Origin of the sequence: Streptococcus sp. HMSC065C01, assembly GCF_001813525.1 — a bacterium.
Lineage (GTDB): Bacteria > Bacillota > Bacilli > Lactobacillales > Streptococcaceae > Streptococcus > Streptococcus parasanguinis_V.
The window spans coordinates 68,152-87,510 of the sequence record NZ_KV812858.1 but is presented as its reverse complement, the minus strand read 5'-3'; the positions used below and the strand labels follow the sequence as shown (position 1 = coordinate 87,510).

The 19,359-nt window shown below is 43.1% G+C and carries 17 protein-coding genes and 1 pseudogene; all 18 read right to left on the bottom strand.

Annotated features, from left to right (window positions below):
* Positions 1-233: pseudogene (locus tag HMPREF2918_RS11700) on the bottom strand (MFS transporter); the annotation flags it as partial.
* 108 nt (positions 234-341) lie between these two features.
* Complete coding sequence (locus HMPREF2918_RS08055; protein WP_070595170.1) at positions 342-1,520, bottom strand: MFS transporter; 1,179 nt, start codon at positions 1,518-1,520, stop codon at positions 342-344.
* Between the two features lie 24 nt (positions 1,521-1,544).
* Positions 1,545-2,417: an XRE/MutR family transcriptional regulator gene (locus HMPREF2918_RS08050; RefSeq protein WP_049472159.1), complete on the bottom strand. Its 873-nt coding sequence runs from the start codon at positions 2,415-2,417 to the stop codon at positions 1,545-1,547.
* Positions 2,418-4,325 (bottom strand): ABC-F family ATP-binding cassette domain-containing protein, encoded by a 1,908-nt coding sequence (locus HMPREF2918_RS08045; RefSeq protein WP_049472158.1) that lies wholly within the window; start codon positions 4,323-4,325, stop codon positions 2,418-2,420.
* A gap of 104 nt (positions 4,326-4,429) precedes the next feature.
* Positions 4,430-5,152 (bottom strand): M57 family metalloprotease, encoded by a 723-nt coding sequence (locus HMPREF2918_RS08040; RefSeq protein ID WP_009732560.1) that lies wholly within the window; start codon positions 5,150-5,152, stop codon positions 4,430-4,432.
* Between the two features lie 81 nt (positions 5,153-5,233).
* On the bottom strand, positions 5,234-6,073 hold the full coding sequence (locus HMPREF2918_RS08035) for a DNA/RNA non-specific endonuclease (protein WP_070595168.1): 840 nt from the start codon (positions 6,071-6,073) through the stop codon (positions 5,234-5,236).
* 83 nt (positions 6,074-6,156) lie between these two features.
* Positions 6,157-6,345, bottom strand: a complete 189-nt coding sequence (locus HMPREF2918_RS08030) for a DNA-directed RNA polymerase subunit beta (RefSeq protein ID WP_003006464.1) — start codon at positions 6,343-6,345, stop codon at positions 6,157-6,159.
* The gene (murA, locus tag HMPREF2918_RS08025) at positions 6,335-7,618 is read right to left on the bottom strand and encodes a UDP-N-acetylglucosamine 1-carboxyvinyltransferase (RefSeq protein WP_049474821.1); all 1,284 of its coding nucleotides are present in this window, start codon (positions 7,616-7,618) and stop codon (positions 6,335-6,337) included. The genes HMPREF2918_RS08030 and murA overlap by 11 nt, the downstream gene beginning before the upstream one ends.
* A gap of 66 nt (positions 7,619-7,684) precedes the next feature.
* Positions 7,685-7,915 carry a DUF1146 family protein gene (locus tag HMPREF2918_RS08020; RefSeq protein WP_003006458.1) on the bottom strand — a complete coding sequence of 77 codons (231 nt, stop codon included), beginning with the start codon at positions 7,913-7,915 and terminating at the stop codon, positions 7,685-7,687.
* Positions 7,916-8,011: 96 nt separating this feature from the next.
* A complete protein-coding gene (locus HMPREF2918_RS08015) occupies positions 8,012-8,431 on the bottom strand; it encodes a F0F1 ATP synthase subunit epsilon (protein ID WP_003002471.1) in 420 nt (139 codons plus the stop codon).
* A 13-nt stretch (positions 8,432-8,444) separates the two neighbouring features.
* Positions 8,445-9,851: a F0F1 ATP synthase subunit beta gene (gene atpD, locus HMPREF2918_RS08010; RefSeq protein ID WP_003011794.1), complete on the bottom strand. Its 1,407-nt coding sequence runs from the start codon at positions 9,849-9,851 to the stop codon at positions 8,445-8,447.
* Between the two features lie 85 nt (positions 9,852-9,936).
* Positions 9,937-10,818 (bottom strand): F0F1 ATP synthase subunit gamma, encoded by an 882-nt coding sequence (locus HMPREF2918_RS08005; RefSeq protein ID WP_009732556.1) that lies wholly within the window; start codon positions 10,816-10,818, stop codon positions 9,937-9,939.
* A 15-nt stretch (positions 10,819-10,833) separates the two neighbouring features.
* On the bottom strand, positions 10,834-12,339 hold the full coding sequence (atpA, locus tag HMPREF2918_RS08000) for a F0F1 ATP synthase subunit alpha (protein ID WP_009732555.1): 1,506 nt from the start codon (positions 12,337-12,339) through the stop codon (positions 10,834-10,836).
* A 15-nt stretch (positions 12,340-12,354) separates the two neighbouring features.
* The gene (locus HMPREF2918_RS07995) at positions 12,355-12,891 is read right to left on the bottom strand and encodes a F0F1 ATP synthase subunit delta (RefSeq protein ID WP_013903319.1); all 537 of its coding nucleotides are present in this window, start codon (positions 12,889-12,891) and stop codon (positions 12,355-12,357) included.
* Entirely contained in the window at positions 12,891-13,385 is a 495-nt protein-coding gene (gene atpF / locus HMPREF2918_RS07990; protein WP_004219970.1) for a F0F1 ATP synthase subunit B, read from the bottom strand. The genes HMPREF2918_RS07995 and atpF overlap by 1 nt, the downstream gene beginning before the upstream one ends.
* Positions 13,386-13,404: 19 nt before the next feature.
* Positions 13,405-14,118: a F0F1 ATP synthase subunit A gene (gene atpB, locus HMPREF2918_RS07985; protein WP_024055550.1), complete on the bottom strand. Its 714-nt coding sequence runs from the start codon at positions 14,116-14,118 to the stop codon at positions 13,405-13,407.
* A gap of 33 nt (positions 14,119-14,151) precedes the next feature.
* The gene (locus HMPREF2918_RS07980; protein ID WP_003006433.1) at positions 14,152-14,352 is read right to left on the bottom strand and encodes a F0F1 ATP synthase subunit C; all 201 of its coding nucleotides are present in this window, start codon (positions 14,350-14,352) and stop codon (positions 14,152-14,154) included.
* 228 nt (positions 14,353-14,580) lie between these two features.
* Positions 14,581-19,359, bottom strand: a 4,779-nt coding sequence (locus HMPREF2918_RS07975) for a ZmpA/ZmpB/ZmpC family metallo-endopeptidase (RefSeq protein ID WP_256263209.1), incomplete at its 5' end; no start/stop codon positions are given.

Below are 19,359 nucleotides of genomic sequence, written 5' to 3'. Positions count from 1 at the left end.
ACCAAGTCGGTCGTCATCAAAATCTTGCGACGGGAAAAACGGTCTGAGATCACGCCTCCAAATGGATTGACTAGAATGGAGGTGACGAGTTCAGAAATCTGATAAATCCCCAACACTGTCTTTCCTACCGTCCCCATCGAAGCCAGCCAAACACTGTTCCCATAGTCATAGAGCATATTTCCCATTCTATTGATCGCCCCACGAGCAATCAACTGGATAGCATGTCGATTCATAAAAAACCTCCTTCATTTTCTGAAACTATTGTATCAGTTCATGAAAGAGGTTTTCATTTTGTCCCCTATTTGGGAAAATTAATGCTTTACAAATTTATCAAAGGATCCCTACTGTTCTTTTGATTGAAGTTGCTTAGCTACTAGCTGAGCCAAGAGTGAAAAGAGAATAACTCCAGCTCCAATCAGGAGAAAGGATTCTACTCGGACACTTGGCAACCAAGTCATCAAACCTTTGGCGATGGGCATAAAGAGAACAGCCAAAGTATAAATCGTACTCAAGACTCTCCCCAGATAATCATCTTCCACCTTGGTTTGCACTTGAGTAAAAACGTGGATGTCGAAAATGGTCACAAAAAATTCACAGACCAGATTTCCGGAAAAGGAAAGATAAGTCGGAAGAGGCAAGCCCATCATGAACACTCCTACACCTGCCATGATCAGTAAAAACAGGAGAATTTTCATACTTGATGTAATTTTATTGGCAACAAGTGCTCCTAGAATAGATCCAATAGCTCCCAGCGTTAAAATAGTCGCATAAGCTCCTTTAACCCCGTATAGACGATTCGAGAAGGGAAGTAAAAACTCAAAAGCTGCAAAAAAGAAATTGACGCTGGAAGCCACCAACAAGAGAAAGAAAATCTCTTTCTGATGCCAGATATAGTCTAACCCATCCTTGATATCAGAAAAAATATCTTTCCCGGTAAACTGTTTCCTCTCTTGCACCTTAGCTTCTTCTTTCGGAAGGAAAGCCACTAGGACAAAAGCAATGAAAAAGGTCAGTGCATCTAATAAGAGGGTCATATGAAGACTGGCAAATTGTAGAACTAGGAAAGAAAAAACAGGTGAACAGACACTAACAACCTGTAAGACTAACTCCAAGTGAGCGTTATAGGTCACAATCTCTTCTTTCTCTACTACCTCGGTAATAATGGCTTTATTGGCAGGTCGAGAAAAACCAAAGGCAATGGCCTGAACAATATTGGCAAAAATAAGAGCCGCAATCATCAAGCTATCATTTGTGATAAAAGAAATTCCCAAACAAAGGAGACCACAAACCAAGTCGGTCGTCATCAAAATCTTGCGACGAGAAAAACGGTCTGAAATCACTCCTCCAAAAGGATTCACGAGAATCCCTGTCACTAACTCAGAAATCTGATAGATCCCTAATACCGTCTTTCCTATAGTCCCCATCGAGGCCAGCCAGACACTATTCCCATAATCATAGAGCATATTTCCAATTTTGTTAATAGCTCCACGACTAATTAATTGGACCGCATGTCGGTTCATAAAATCTCCTTTATCACTGTCCTATTAGGAACATTCATTTTTTACAAATTTATCAAAGTGTTCTTGATAATAGGCCACTTGCTCTGGCAGTCCCAGCACGTCAAAAATATGCATGGCTTCCTGCATTTGCTGCCGCCCTTCTTCTGTTTGCCCCTTTTGGTACCGAGCAAATCCCTTAAGATAATGAAAAACATTGCGTTCGTAGAGTTTGATGCTCTTCCCGATAATCTTTTCTACATAGGCTTCAAAATAGCTGGCGTTTTCAAAAGAACAGTGTTCTAAACAATGTTGGTAGCAATTCAGAGCAAGAATCAAGACCAGTTTGCGATGGCGACCAATTTCTTTGTAGAAATCTTCACGCTCCATCACTTCTCTCCCAAGCCGTGTGACATAGTCCACATCATAAAAGCTGTAGAGATTGCCAAAGAGGATCAATTCATACATGGTCCACTCTTCCGTTTGAAAGAGGTAATCTGACACCTTGTCCAGATCACGCTGCTGCATCGTGTAGCTAGCATCTCTCTGGCAAATTAGCCCTTGTAGCAGGATCCAGTTCAATTCAAAATAGAGGGGATTGGTGGAATGTTTGGCTTTTTCAAGTTGTTCTCTTTGAAGCTTTTGAAAACCTGCAATATCATTTGAATAGTAAAGTGGAATAATCTGAGCCATTAAGGCGACATGCTCATGGTGTTGAAAATTTCTGGCCTTATCCATAAAATTCTCAATTGTCACATGGATATTGTCCAAAATGTCAAAGAAGCGAGAAGCAGCCAGATCCGACTCCCCCAATTCAAAACGGGATAATTGGGAGGTCGAGCAAGCTTCTCCTGCAGCTTCTTTTAACGAATAATTTTTACTGATTCGAAATTCACGAAAAACTTTTCCAAGATCTTCCATCTATTCCACCTGCTCTGACAGTTCTGCCCACTCTTCCATGACCGCTTCCTGCTGGACAGTTAGTTGATCCAGCTCGCTTTGGAGTTGAATCAAGTCAGCTGCATCGTTGGTGCTATGCATAGTTTCGGTGATGTCTTGGATTTTTTTATCCAGCTCTTCCATCTCTGCTTCCAATTGCTCAATGCGACGAGTGATTTTCCGGAGTTCCTTCTGGTTTTGCTTTTGCAGGTGATAGTCATTGCTGGTGACTTCTTCGGTCGAAGAAACAGGCACAGCTTCTGCTTGTGCTGCAGCAAGGGCCTCTAACTCCGCTTTTTTCTCCAGATAATAATCATAGTCTCCTAGATAAAGAGTTGAGCCTTCTTCCGACAGTTCCAAGACTTGTGTAGCCACCCGATTGATAAAGTAACGGTCGTGACTGACAAAGAGCAGGGTGCCATCAAAATCAATCAAGGCATTTTCCAGCACTTCCTTGCTATCGATATCCAAGTGGTTGGTCGGCTCATCGAGAATCAAGAAGTTGTTATTCTCCATGGACAGCTTGGCTAGAAGCAAGCGCGCCCGCTCTCCACCTGACAGCATGCCGACGATTTTCTTGACATCATCCCCAGAGAAAAGAAAGGCTCCTAGGCGATTGCGGATTTCTACTTCTGGCGTCAGTTTAAAATCATTCCATAGCTCATCCAAGACACTGTTGTGAGGCGTTAGTTTACTTTGGGTCTGATCATAGTAACCCACCTCGACATTGGCCCCAAAACGAGCTTCCCCCTTGATAAAAGGAATCTGCCCGACGATGGACTTGATAAGAGTAGATTTCCCGATCCCATTTGGTCCCACAATGGCGACTGCATTCATCTTGCGGATATCCAAATTAATAGGCTCTGAGAGGATTTGATCGTCATAGCCGACGGCTGCCTCTTCTACAGTCAAGACGACATTGCCCGATGTCTTATCAGAATGGAAGGTCATATGGGCAGACTTGATCCCAGCTTCTGGCTTGTCTAGGCGCTCCATTTTTTCCAACTGCTTGCGCCGAGACTGAGCCCGCTTGGTAGTCGAAGCCCGCACCAAATTGCGATTAACAAAGTCTTCCAGCGCCGCGATTTCTTTTTGTTGCTTCTCGTAGTTCTTGGCTTCGGTCAGCAATTTTTGCTCTTTTTGCTCAACAAAACTGGAGTAATTACCGACATAGCGATCTAAAGAATGCTTGGTCAAGTCCAGTGTAATGGTTGCGACCTTATCTAGGAAATACCGGTCGTGGCTGACAATGAGAAGGGCACCACTATAATTGACCAGATAGTTTTCCAACCAGGCGATGGTCTCAATATCCAAGTGGTTGGTCGGCTCGTCCAGTACCAGGAGATTTGGTTTTTCTAAGAGCATCTTGGCCAGAGCTAGACGGGTATTTTGCCCACCAGACAGCTCTTCAATCTTCATCTGCCACATGGACTCATCGAACTTAAAGCCGTTGAGAATGGCGCGGATATCTGCTTCATAGGTGAAGCCACCAGCCTGACGGAATTCTTCCGAGAGACGGTCATAGTCCTGCATGAGTTTTTCTAAGTCAGCCCCAGTTTTTTCCCCCATCTCAAGTTCCATCTGGCGCAAAGTTTTCTCCGTTTTACGGAGATCGTCAAAGACGTGGAGCATCTCATCGTAGATAGTATTGGACGACTCAAAGCGACTATCCTGGGCTAAATAAGAGAGAGAAAGATCCCGCTTTTTATTGATTTCTCCTGAAGTTGGTTCTTCTTCTCCCACCAAGATTTTTAAGAGGGTAGACTTGCCGGCTCCGTTCTTTCCGACCAGGGCAATCCGGTCCCTTTCATCCACCTGCAGGCTGATATTATCAAAAAGAACCTCCCCTGCAAAAGAGCGTTCAATTTTGTTGGCTTGTAAAATAATCATGTCCCTATTTTACTATCTTTTTACGGATTAAACAAGAAAAGACGAGCCATCAAAAAAATCCTGAGCCCCTTGAGGCTCAGAACTTTTAGAAAGTATTTTAAAACTTATTCTTCCTTATACAATTGTCGAACTGCTTCCACATCTGTATCCTGAATACTGTAGAAGGAACCAGCCGGTTGCATGACCGATTCTCCATCAGTGTGGTCCAGCCCTATCGCATGTCCTAGCTCATGCTCAGCTGTATTGACAATTCGATCATAACTATAGTTATAGACATAATTTAAAAGATAATGGCGATTGAGACGCACTGTGATGTGGGTGAAGCGGTTGGTTAAGAGGTTGGTCTGAGAGGCAGTCTCTCCAGCAGCAGAAACCGATGCGTTATCCATTTCCGTCAAGACCACATTAGCCTCTTTTTCATTTGTAACCAGCTTGAAGGTAAAGGCGCCTGTTTGGTTCCAAGCCTCAATAGCATCCCGATAAGCTTTTACAAAAGTTTGACTGATATTGGGATCCAGGTAGACTGTTGCTTCCGCTTTTTCCCAGCGAGCCCCACTATGCTCATGATTGTCTGTCTGCGTGGTCTGTGAGCTAGGTGTCATTCCAAAGCGCGATGCAAAACCCTGATCTCCAAATAAATTGCCGACTTGATAGACAACTTTTTGGGCAGCTCGTCCAAATCCATCCATACCAGAACTAGGAGAATCTGTGAAATAGATGATCCCCACTAGGACGAGAAAACTGATGGCAATAGTCCAGAAAAATCCCCAAAAGAGACTCCAAGCCATACGAAGGATTCCTCTGAAAAATCGAAAGATGGTTCTCATACATTCTCCTTTCTCTTAAAGAAGGTATGCCATTGTAACACTCCATTCTTAAAAATAACTTAAATAGCCATGCTTTTCAGCTTATTGATGGACGGTTACCTTGCCTGTCTGGTAATCCAGGCTAATCCCACTTTGAACATTAGGAACAAAAACATTGAATTCAAGCGTCCCGTCACTCGATTTGGCTTCGATATGAGAACCTAATGGAATCAAATCTTTCGGCTGATTGTAGATCAAGGTCACCCGATAGCGGATCCGCTTGTTCTTATCCAGTGCTTTTCGGACCAGGGTCTCATAGTAGTTTTGACCGGTGGAATGAGGATCATTGGCTTGATTGGACCAAGCCGTTTGCACAGCGATATTTTTGGGATTGCTAGTCGAAGCATCAAAACCTTTGAGATTGCCGATCAAGGCGTAGCCCAATAGATGGCCCCGATCCACAGCATGGTCATACTCACCGGACAGATTGTGGACCTGATGCCAACCTGCTGGTTTCCAATCGGTTAGGCCACTACCTGTTGCATCACGATCTCTGTACTGGCGAGTTGCCTTGGTCATAATGGCGTTCGCAACCGTCGGTACTGTCTTTCCATTCACTTCTTTTGTCTTGTTATCCGCATAGGGTTGACTAGCCACGCTGGCATCCAGATCTGTGCGATTTCCCTTAACTACAAAGGCTCCAGCACCATTCCATTCCAAGTCATTTCCCAATTGTGAACGGGCAGATTTCGTTAGTACAGAGCTAGCTAACTCTTTACTAGGTGTTTCTTGTTGGCTACTAGTCACCACCGAAACAACCTGATCTGTCGCTTCTTTTACCGTCGGTTGATTAAAATAATAGCCCCCAATAGCTAGGGCCGTTGCCACCACAAAACCTGCTAATGTTTGTTTGGTTCGTTTGCTTACTGTTTGTTTTGCCATACATCTCTCCAAAAAAGAGCAGCGCTAGATGGGTCATTGACTCGATTCGCTGCTCTCCTTTTTACTCAATTTTAGTTAAAAGCTTATTTGCCTGTTAGCTTTCCAATGATCTCTGACCAAGTGTCCGGAGAGAGAATGGACCATGGATTTTTTCCATCTCCAATCACTCCATAGCCAATGACCAAACCAACTGCAAAAATGATGATTCCAATCACAGCCAACAGGAGGACAATTCCTAGCTGTTTTCCAACATAGCGAAGATTAGTTTTCATCGTCTTCTTCCTCTACACGTTTCACGTCTGCACCTAGTGCCACCAATTTCTCATGGAATTGATAATAACCACGATCTAAGTGACTTAATTTGCTGACTTTCGTTTCTCCTTCTGCTACCAAGCCCATCAAGACCAAGGTTGCACTCGCTCTTAAATCAGTCGACATGACCTCTGCACCTTGGAAGCTTTCTCCTCCAACGATACGAGCTGTATCCCGCATAATGTCTGAGTGAACGCCCATCCGACGCATTTCTTCCAAATGCTGGAAGCGATTCTCAAAAACCGTTTCAATCATGGTAGACTCACCTTTAGCCATGGCCATCAAGGCTGTGAATTGAGCCTGCATATCGGTTGGGAATCCTGGATAGGGAAGGGTTTTAACCGTCACTGGACGGAGCTTACTGATATCCGATTGAATCCGAATTCCATTTTCTTCTTCGGTTACCGTTACCCCCATCTCCTGCATCTTAGATAGAAGCGGACGGTTGTGTTCCCAAATGGCATCTTCGATCAAGACATCTCCACCAGTCATGGCTGCCCCAATCATAAAGGTTCCAGCTTCGATGCGGTCTTGCACAACATTGTGGTTTGCACCATGCAAGCTCTCCACTCCGACGATGGTCAAGGTCTCAGTTCCTGCTCCCTTAACATTAGCCCCCATTTTATTTAGCAAGAGAGCTAGGTCAACAATTTCAGGTTCTCGAGCTGCATTTTCAATCACAGTGACTCCATCTGCCAAGGTTGCGGCCATCATAATATTTTGTGTCGCACCTACTGATGGGAAGTCCATATAGATGTGTGCTCCCTTGAGACGATCTGCTTTTGCTTCAATATAGCCGGCTGTTTGGGTAATTTCAGCTCCCATAGCTTCCAGACCTTTGAGATGGAGGTCAATCGGACGACTACCGATCGTACAGCCTCCAGGCATGGAAACTTTGGCATGGCCATTGCGTGCCAAGACAGGACCTAGGACAACGATAGAAGCACGCATTTTGCTCACATACTTATAAGGTGCTTCCTCTGATAATTTTGCTTGCGCATCTACGACAACCGTATTGTCTTCTTCATTGAAGGTTACTTGTGCATTCAACCCACGAACAACATTGTTCATTGTAAAGACATCTGATAAAACAGGTACATTTTTCAAGGTTGTCACACCCTCGCTTGCTAGAACTGTTGCAGCAAGAAGAGGAAGGACAGCATTTTTTGCTCCTTCGATTTTGACGGTTCCAACCAGTCGATTATGACCACCATTAACGATTATTTTTTCCATACGGGATTGTTCTCCAATTTCTTAAAGTCACGCTTTCTATCATACCATATTTTTTATAAAATGTGGCTAGAATTGGCCAATAAAAATCTGTCGACTCATCTCATAGACACTGATAAAAAATGAGCTGGCTAGATAGCCGATTCCGACGCTGATCATCAAGATCAAAAAACGGATTTTAACCGCATTTTCAGCACTTACTTTTAAAAACTTTTCCCATTGAACCAGGTTCATCAATAGGTAATAGGCAAAAAAGATAAACAATAGATGGCTTGAAAGATTAAAAATCATTTGAATCATACAGCTATTATACCATATTTGGTCCGTACTTTCTTCTTTTGATTCTCTCCCAACAAAAATAAGGTGAGGACATACCTCCACCTTATTTTGAATATCTTATAAACGATTTCCGACATTAATCCGGTTAATGGCGCGTTGAAGAGCAATTTTAGCACGACGTTCCATATCAACCGAATGCTGATCTTTGGCTTCTTCAATCGCTTTTTCAGCTCGCAGTTTGGCACGTTCTGCACGACTAATGTCAATATCTCGAGCACGTTCGGCAGAATCGGCAACAATGGTAATGACATTATCAGCTACTTCGATAATCCCACCATTGACTGCAATCCAATCAATATGTTTGTCATCGTCGACACGACGAACCTTTACTTGGTCTACAGCCAAAACCGCAATGGTATTGATATGATGAGGTAAAATCCCTAATTCACCATCAATTGTCTTGACAGATACAAATGCGGCATGATGATCATAAACCAGTCCATCCGGTGTAACGATTTGGACGTTCATTTGACTCATCTTTCACCTCTTCTTAGAATCCCATTTTTTCAGCTTTGGCGATCACATCTTCGATCGATCCAACACCACGGAAGGCATCTTCAGGAAGATGGTCATATTTCCCATCCAAAATTTCTTTAAAGCCACGAACAGTTTCTCCAACTGGTACATAAGAACCAGGTTGACCTGTAAATTGTTCCGCAACGTTGAAGTTTTGTGACAAGAAGAATTGGATCCGGCGAGCACGAGCAACCAAGGTCTTTTCTTCGTCAGACAATTCATCCATCCCCAAGATAGCAATGATATCTTGCAATTCATGGTAACGTTGAAGGACGCGTTTGACCTCAGAAGCTACTGCATAGTGTTCTTCTCCTACGATTTCTGGAGAAAGGGCACGTGAGCTTGATGCCAATGGGTCCACCGCAGGGTAAATCCCCAATTGTACCAATTTACGTTCCAAGTTGGTGGTTGAATCTAAGTGAGCAAAAGCGGTTGCTGGCGCTGGGTCTGTGTAGTCATCGGCTGGCACATAGATGGCTTGGATGGATGTAACAGAACCTTTCTTGGTTGACGTAATCCGTTCTTGCAATTGCCCCATTTCAGTTGCCAAAGTAGGTTGGTAACCAACGGCTGATGGCATCCGTCCCAAAAGGGCTGATACTTCAGATCCGGCTTGGGTGAAACGGAAGATATTGTCGATAAACAAGAGAACGTCCTGACCTTCGACATCACGGAAGTATTCCGCAATGGTTAAACCAGTCAAGGCAACACGCATCCGTGCTCCAGGTGGCTCATTCATTTGTCCAAAGACCATGGCTGTTTTTTCAATAACGCCAGATTCTTTCATTTCCCAGTAAAGGTCATTCCCTTCACGTGTCCGTTCCCCAACACCGGTAAATACAGAAATACCACCGTGTTCTTGGGCAATATTATGGATTAATTCTTGAATCAAGACGGTCTTCCCAACTCCGGCACCACCGAAGAGTCCGACCTTCCCACCTTTCAAATAAGGGGCTAAGAGGTCAATAACCTTGATCCCTGTTTCAAGAATTTCTTCTGAAGTAGAGAGCTCGTCAAAGGATGGAGCTTTTTTGTGGATGGAGTCACGAGGAGCATCCTCAGGAAAAGGTTGATCCAAGTCAATGGTATCTCCAAGAACATTGAAGACACGTCCCAAGGTTTCTTTTCCGACAGGAACAGAGATTGGACGACCAGTGTCCAAGACTTCCATTCCACGTGTTAAACCATCAGTTGATTCCATGGCAATGGTCCGTACGACCCCATCACCAAGTTCCAAAGCTACTTCAAGAACGACTTTTGATTTTTGTTGGTCATTTTTATAGACTACAAGCGCATTATTGATCTCAGGAAGTTTATCTCCAACGGAAAAGGCAACGTCTACGACGGGACCTACGACCTGAGAAATTTTGCCTAAACTCATGTCATTCTCCTATTCTAAGTAATTTCTACTGCTCAAAAGTTCTCTTTCGAGCATCTGTTTTTGTATATAAAATTGTATCCGACAACTATTCAAGGGCGCTAGCACCAGCAACGATTTCAGTAATTTCTTGTGTAATCGCTGCTTGACGAGCACGGTTGTATTGAATCGTTAATTCATCAATGACTTTCTTGGCATTGTCTGTTGCAGTTTGCATGGCCATCATCCCAGCAGCATTTTCAGCTGTTTTAGCATCAATAATGGCACCATAGATCATGCTTTCAGCAAATTGAGGAAGCAATTGATCCAAAATGGCATCTCGACTAGATTCCAATTCTAGATTCAATACATAGTCCTCATCCGCTTCATTTGGGTCCAAATCAATAATTGGAAGCATTTGTTCCACCCGCATTTGACTCGTCAAACTGTTGACGTGGTGGTTGTAACAGACGTACAACTCATCAAACAAGCCTTCCTGATACATTTGGACTGTTTTCGAAATGATCTTGCGAACTTCCTTAAAGCTAGGATGATCAGGCAAACCACGCAATTCATAAACCGGCTGAATCCCACGGGCACGGAAGAAATCCGCACCGACGCTTCCAATACAGATCACTTCAAAGTCATCTCCAGTTGGATGGTATTCTGCCTTCATTTCCATCATGGTTTTAAGGATGGAGGCATTGTAACCTCCAACCAAACCACGATCGGATGTAATCACGATATAAGCTGTCTTTTTTACCGGGCGACTCACCAACATCGGATGGGACTTGGTATTTTCTGTTTCATGTCCATGGAGCAAGTCTGTTAAGAGCTTACGAACCTTAGCAGCATAAACCTGAAAATCCTTGGCTGCCTGCTCAGATTTACCAAGTTTGGCAGCGGACACCATCTGCATGGCATTGGTGATTTGACTGGTGTTTTTTGTGGATGCAATTTTATTTTTAATATCATTTAATGAAACTGCCATCTTCCACTCCTATTTCTATTTGAAATTTGACTGGTTGACAAATTCAGTAAGGGCTGCATCCAGTTCTTCTTCTGCTGGAAGATCATGTGTCGAACGAATCGTCTCAAAGATTTGATGATAATGTGCTTCAAAGTAATCAAACAACTCTTCTTGGAAACGAAGAATGTCGTCTACTGGAACACTATCTAAGAAACCATGAGTCAAGGCATACAAGATCACGACTTGTTTTTCAACTGTCAATGGTTCATGAACAGGTTGTTTCAAGACTTCCACTGTCCGACGACCACGGTTCAATTTCGCTTGAGTGGCCGCATCCAAATCACTACCAAATTTCGTGAAGGCTTCCAACTCACGGTAGGAAGCGAGGTCGATACGAAGGGTACCAGCAACCTTCTTCATAGCCTTGATTTGAGCAGATCCACCAACCCGGGAAACAGAAGATCCGGCATCAATGGCTGGACGAATACCGGCATTAAACAAACTATCTTGCAAGAAGATTTGTCCGTCTGTGATCGAAATCACATTGGTTGCGATATAAGCGGAGATGTCCCCTGCTTGGGTTTCAATGATTGGAAGAGCTGTAATAGAACCCCCACCCAATTCATCCGAAACTTTCGCAGAACGTTCCAACAAACGGCTGTGGAGATAGAAGACATCCCCTGGGAAGGCTTCACGTCCTGGTGGACGACGAAGAAGAAGGGACAATTCACGGTAAGCTACGGCTTGTTTTGACAAATCATCATAGACGATCAAAACATGTTTACCGTTATACATGAACTCTTCTGCCATGGCAACCCCAGCATAAGGTGCCAAATAAAGCAATGGAGACGGTTGAGAAGCCGAAGCGGTTACCACAATCGTATAATCCATAGCTCCGTATTTACGGAGAGTTTCTACTTGCGTACGAACTGTTGATTCTTTTTGACCAATCGCCACATAGATACAGATCATGTCTTGACCCTTTTGGTTCAAAATGGTATCGATGGCAATCGAAGTTTTCCCTGTTTGACGGTCCCCGATGATCAATTCCCGTTGACCGCGTCCAATTGGAACAAGGGCATCAATGGCTTTCAAACCAGTTTGTAGGGGTTCTGAGACAGATTTCCGTTGCATAACACCAGGAGCTGGTGTTTCAACTGGACGGAATTTATCTGTCACAATCTCACCCAAACCATCTACTGGTTGGCCAAGTGGGTTAACAACACGACCAATCAAGGCATCCCCTGCAGGGACTTCCATGATTTTACCTGTACGACGGACAGAGTCTCCTTCACGAATATCCGTGAAATCACCCAAGATGATGATCCCGACATCCGTTGTTTCTAAGTTTTGGGCCATCCCGTATGAGCCATTTTCAAAGATTAACAACTCACCACTCATGGCATTTTCAAGCCCATGAGCGCGGGCAATCCCGTCACCAATGTAGGTTACAACACCTGTCTCAGTGACGTCAAAGTTTGGCTTGAAATTTTCAATTTGTTGCTTAATTAAAGCGCTGATTTCTTGTGCGTTAATCGCCAAAATTCACACCACTTTCTATTTCAATTTAGATTTTATAACTTGCAATTGGTGTTTGAGACTGGTATCCAACGTTTTATGATTGGCTGTCACGACAAAGCCACCAATTAAATCTGGATCGATCTTTTGTTGGATCGAGCGAACTTGAATCCCAAATTTTCTTTCGATAATGGGTACTAGCTTTTGCTCTTGAACAGGATCCAAACCAGCAACTGTCGTAACAGTGACGACAAACGCGTTGCTCAACAGTTGAATCTGATCCAAACAAATCGTTACAATGTCATAAAATAAGGCTTCACGATGATTGAGAATAACCACTTCAATCAAATGGTCGAGTAATTGTGAATCAGAGGGTTGAAAAAGTCTTAGACTTTTTGCTTTCTCTTCATCCTCTACACCGATATGAGCTAAGAAGTTAGCAAGTCCAGTCTCCTCAAAAATGCCCTTGATTTGGGTCAATTTTTCAAAGACAAGATCTTGTTCTCCTTTTTCAAAGACCAATTGAACAAAAGGCTGGGTATATTTCTCAATCACCATCAGTTGCTTTTTGTCCATTAGGCTTCTCCTAATTCATCAAGATAGCGATCGATCAGTTGGCGTTGACCTTCAGCATCCAGCTGTTGACTCAACAATTTGCTGGCAAGATTGACAGTGAGATCTGCCACATCGCCTTTGATACTGTTCAATGCTTCTTCTTTGTTATGCGCAATTTCTTGTTGCGCTTTTTCTTTCAAACGTACTGCTTCTTGAGTGGCTTCTGAAAGGATCTGAGATTTATTCTTTTCTGCAGTTTCCTTTGCATTTTCGACGATAGACGCAGCTTCTTTGCGGCTACCTGCCAACTCTTCTTCACGTTTACTTGCTAGTTCCTCAGCTTTTTGACGAGCTGATTCTGCTCCATCAATATCATCTGTAATCTTTTTGGCACGCGCTTCTAAAATTCCATTGATATTGTTCCATGCAAATTTCTTTATTAAAAAGATTAATAATAGGAAGGAACCAGCAATGAGAATAAAGTTACCAATAATTTCACTCATTGATACATGCATTCTTCTACTCCTCCTCTACTTACTCTTCACCATTAATTTTCTTACCAATATAAATTGATGACAACATGGTAAACACATAGGCTTGGATACATGAAATGAAAATCGAAAACGCTGTCCACGCCATGCTTCCAATAAAGGCAAATGGATACCAATAAACAGCTTGATGCGACAAAGTCACAAGCAAGCTTGCTAGTACCTCACCCGCAAAGATATTTCCGAAGATCCGAAGTGCCAAGGAGGCAAAGTTCGTTAATTCTTCCAAAATATTCATGGGGGTCATAAATCCGGGTGTCACAAAAGCCTTTAAATATTCCTTCACACCACGTCTGCGAATTCCTTCTACATGGGCGATTAAGGTGATCAAAAATGAAAAGGCAAAGTCATAACCCAGGTTAGCGGTTGGTGATGTCCACAAATTGTAACCATTGGTCGTTTCGATTTTAGCCATCAATCCAATGTTATTGGCTACTAAAAGAAAGAGGAAAAGAACAAACAAGAACAAGGAATAGTCCTTTATGTAATGTTCCCCAATATTTCCTTTTGTAAAGCCTACGACAAAGTCATATGCGTATTCCAGCACATTTTGTTTGCCTTTTGGTCGGATCGACATTTTTCGACTGGCCCAATAAATGAAGCCAAAAACGGCGAAAACAGAAATCAGGGTCATAGCAAGTAGGGTCAAATTAAAAGATACAGGTCCAAGAGTAATCGTTGGATTGATACTTTCTTCCAAGGTTTGACACCTCCTTTTCTAAAATAGAAGCGTCTATTTGATAATAAAGGCCATAACCAAGGTTACGAAGAAAGTACCTTCGACAAAGGCAACACCAAGAATCAAGAGGCTACGCAATTGACCGATAATTTCTGGTTGACGAGACGCAGATTTCAATAAGCTACTCATCATCAAACCTTCTGCCAGTGATACACCAAAACAGGCTAAACAAAGACCTAAAAATGTTAAATTCATGATGAATTCTCCTTTTATAAATTTTACCTCCTTAGTTTACTCCTAAAAGATATAATAGTCAAATATTTCCTATAAAAGTAAGCGTTTTAGTGAAATTACGTTATTTTTTTAATATGATAATTTTTCCTATCTACGATTGATTTCTTTTAATTTTTAGACGCTTTGTCCACCTCTATTCATTTTTTCTTCTAAAAAACTCTCACCTGCTCAGCAGATGAGAGAATTCGATTATTTAAAGATAAACGTTTTGAAACTGTCTGTTTGTTGCAGTAATTTCTTAAAGATTTTTTCTTTCAAGGCAAGGGTATTGTCAAATTTGACAGAACCGTTCTTCAAACTGGCCTGATCTTTTTCAACCGCAGTTGCAAAGGCTTGTTTTAAGTCCTCATAAGAGCTATAAGTAGTCCCATCCACTTCAATAGCCTGAAGTCCATTTTTGGCACTGGTTACCACTTCATTGAAGTAGGCTTTCTTCCAGTCTTCAAGAGTACTGAATTTCCCATCAGAAATCTTTTGAATGATGTAATCATCCCCTAGAGTCGCATGACCTGCTTGTTTGGATTCTTGTTTATACTTGTTTGAAGCATAGCCTAAGAAGCCTTTTTCATAGCCATAGTAACCCCAGAGTCTGAAGGTATTGTGTTTGAAGGACATGGCTCCAGGAGCCCCTTCACTGGTGTTTCCACCATAGATCCCTGTCATCATCGGTACCGTCACATAGGCGGAGCCAAAGTCAGATGGATTATAGACTCCATTTCCAGGACTACGATTGGTCATGAAGTTGTTGGTGATGAGATCATCTACTGAATGTAAGGTGATCGCTTTTTCCTCATCGCTCAAAGGACGTACCTTATCAAATTGATTCTTGGTGTTAGCCCCTCGGTATTGTTTATCAACCTTCTTGAACCATGCATTGTTCAAGTCTTGACTGCCTTTGTTGAGGACAGCTTCTCCTTCTAGGTAATCCAGAAGCATGAGGGTGTCGTTATAGCCTTTCATATACCGATCAATTTCGTCACGTGACTTCAAATCATTTGGATTGGTATTGTACCATTGGTTCCCATCATTTGGACGTTCATAGGCCATGTTGATACCTAAGGCCTTGTATTCCCCATTTGGATTGGATACGGATGGCGTTTGTAACATGCCTTGGGCAAAGGCTTCGATATCGGTTCCTTCTCGGTGTCTCCAACCACCTAAGTATACCATGCGGTCATTGACGTGCGTTGTTTCGTGGGTAAAGGCAGAGACCCCAAAGTCACTGATCATATCGGTCACCATGAAGAAAACAGAGTCGTCTTTATATGGGTTTCCGTAAATTCGCGCCACAGCTCCCATGCGCCAATCTGTCGCATGGTAACGATCGGTTGGACCATACAATTCACGGATTGGAGCGACATCTTTGCCACTGTTGGTATGGCCGTAACGGTCTGTACTAATGCCCTTGTAGTTTTGGTTATCAAGGACAGGGGTCGGCACCATATTATTGCTCTTCAAGAGTTGATTGCGAACCTTATCCGTTGCTAGACGTGACCAGAAATCGAGATAATTTTGTTGCCCTTTCGCCACCTTGTCAATTTCCGCTTTGAAGGCATTCCGCTCTGCTTCCGTGTTCTTACCATATTTCTCGAAGGAACTATAAGCCATGGTATTGTATGTTGAAATCAAGAACATATGGGCATCTTTTAAGTTCAAGAGTGGCAAGATCATTTTACCGTGAACATCATTGTTTAAGCCCTCATAGGCTCTATGCTTAGCAGATGCGAAAGCTGGATTGGTCGTCTCAGGCTCCACAATATAGACATTGTCTTTGGTTGCTTTAATGAACCAATCATTCAAGTCTGTCTCTTTTGTGAAGAGCTCCATATTGTACTTCAAGAAGTCATTTAGGTTCCCAGAAAGAGTCGATTTAGCCACGACTTCTCGGAAGGCATCGTGGGTACGAGTCCCTTTGATGTAGTCTTCTTTTGAACCAATTTCAATCAAGCGGTCTAAGACATCAACATTCTTCCCATAGAAATCTGGCTTGAACAACATGAGCTGTTTGAGATTGACATCATCGAACTTCACTCCATAATAGCGATTGAGGTATGACAAACCAAGAAGAACAGCGGCCTTGTTGTCATCAACTTTCTTGATAAGGGCCCGTTTGGCAGCCTCATCTGTATTTAATTGATGATCTTGGTTTTCAACTAGTTGTTTGACAAAGTGAGTCAGATTATCCTTGACTGCTTGGAAGCTTTCTTCAAGGTAAAGGTTCTTAATAGCATTGACCTTGTTAGGACCTGTTCGACCAAGATGGGTGTAGATTGGATCTGATTGTAATTCGACAGGGCTTAATTTTTCAACGATCGCACCAATGAGATCGCTCCGGTCTTTGTCCACCATATTTGGCGTATAGACCACTTCACCGAGCTCCGCCACACTGTACTCTTTGACTTGTTTAACTTTAGAGTCTTTCGACGTCATGCTAAAGATATCTTTTGTCTTATCTGCGTAGTGGATCAGGATGTGATCAGCATTAGCTAGTTCAGTAACAAAATCATTGCCCTTCATAGCGGTCACAGACAAGACTTCCTTGGTCAAGAGAGGACTCGTTGCAGCCAGTTTATTTCCTTGGTCGACAATCCATTCTTTGTTGTAGAAAGGTTGCAATTTAGCAATATTACGGTAAGCTAGCTCACGATTCGCATCGTAAGCAGTGATGGCCTTGTATTGATCGTCTTTGCTAACAAGGTGATTGAGCGTGTCTTCAATCGGTTTACTGCTGGTGAATTTATCAGCAGTGATTCCCATTGCTTCGATTTTCTGCTCAGCTTCTGCCAGCGAGATGCTTGGGATTTTACGGGAGTTGTTAAAGGTTTTCTTCCCTTCACTCACGCCTTCCACACTGTAATTGCGCTTGGTTCTTGAATAGGTGAAGTAATCATCTGCGTCAATATCTGAGTGACCAAAAACCATCTCACCAGTTTTGACTTTCATCATGGTGATGTTGTCTTCAATAGTCCCCAAGGCCCAGTTGGTCCCTAGTAATCCACCAGACTGAACAGCTTCTTTTAGTTCAATCGAACCTTTAGCAACGGAGTTTCTGAGAACCCCTTCTTTACCGACTGTGTGGTTATTTCCACCATTTTGAGAGGAATAAACGAGACCTGCAGCTTTGGCTTTATTACCAGTGATTTCAGCATCAACGTAAGCTTTTTCAACGACACCTTTCCAGTTCTCACCAACAACACCCGCTAGATAGCCACCTTTGTTCCCAGCAGCGTGCAGTTTACCGATAAAGGCAACGTTGCTGACCTTCCCACTACCATCAATTTTATTGACAATTCCTGCTACATCATTGTTCCCGACAACACTTCCTGTTACTTTAACATTTTCAACAGTTGCATTATTTTTGATAACACCTGCGATTGGGGCTACTCGATCTGTCCCAGGTAGGTCGATATTGACATTTTCAAGCAAGAGATTCTTAACCGAGCCACCTTCGATGTTCCCAAACAATGGTCTTGTAATGTTATGGATGGCAAATGTATTCCCATCCGTACTTTCCAAAATTCCCTTGAAAGCATTGGTCACATAGGATTTCCCTGCTGGCTGGACATTAGCCGCATTCATATTGCTACCCAGTTTAAAGGTTCCAGTCGGATTGGCTTGCATGGCTTTTACAAGTTCGTTGAAATTGTAGTAGACATCACCTTCATGAGCTTTTGGTTTCGCAATATAGTGGACATAGTTCTCATTGAACTGGTTGTCCCCAGTCCGTTGGACCAAATCTGGAGCTTTGGCTGTTACTTTGTAGAGGGTCGCGCCATCTACCGTCACTTCTTCGATTTTATCAACGGCTAGTTTCGTGACCTTATTATCATGGGTGGTAACTTTTAAGTAGTATGGCTTCACATCAGACGGTGTTTCAGACAAGAGGCTGCTATCGGTCTCAAGACCTTGGTCATCCACGCTAATCAGACTGGTTTCCTTGATGTTTTTGATTTCAACTTTTTTAAGATCAATTCTCAGTGGTTCTTCCTTGAGAACTTCTTCTTCATCCCCATTTCCACGGTCATACACCATGGTCGTTGCGAGCGTATAATCCTTGTAGTAGTCCAAGTCCGCTAAAGCAGCTGCCAAGTCTGTCTCTGAAAGGGTCAGGGTTTTCACCACTTGATCACCCTTCTTCAATACAGCCTGGATGGACTTGATGGTCACACCGTCTGGTTTGTCCAAACGATAGGTAGCTTTAGCACTGCGCTTCAACACTTCCTGATCAAGATTGGTCAAGGTCAAGGTTGGCTTGTCTAATTCCTTTGTCCCTTGTTGAATGATCTGATCTTGCGCTTGTTCTACCACTTCTTCGGAAATTGTAGGAGCATCCGTTGTTTTGACACCTTTAATGGTCTTGTAGACCTTGGTGATTTTCTTCTTCCCATTTTTACCGGCTTGAGAAACCCTTTCAGTTCCTTTTAGCAAGGTGGCATCTTGTTCGGTTACCGTCTTAAATGGAATTTCTTCAAAAGCAACTTCCTCTTTTTGGCCTTCAATCGCCTTAGTCCCACGACTAATTTTTTCTGTCACAGGAGCTTTGACCGTTTCAGTGGTCGTACTGAGAGGCTCTCCAATCTTCTCACCATTGACCGTCTTATAAACACGACGAATCTCCTGGCTACCAGCCTCTCCTTTTTGAAGGAGGCTTTCTTCATCGGTGTAACGATTGGCGTCCGTTACATACTCTGTTTCATATGGAAGGATTACCGTTTCTGTCTCGGTTACCGTCCCTTCCGTAACTTGATAGGTTGGATTCTCCGGTTGAACGGGGGCTTCGCCAACATGGCCTTCTTCCTGTGTCCCTTTGGCTTCCACCATACCTGTATAGGTTGGGTTCTCCGGTTGAATAGGGGCTTCGCCGACATGGCCTTCTTCCTGTGTTCCCTTGGATTCTACTACACCTGTATAGGTTGGTTTCTCCGGTTGAACAGGAGCTTCGCCGACATGGCCTTCTTCCTGTGTTCC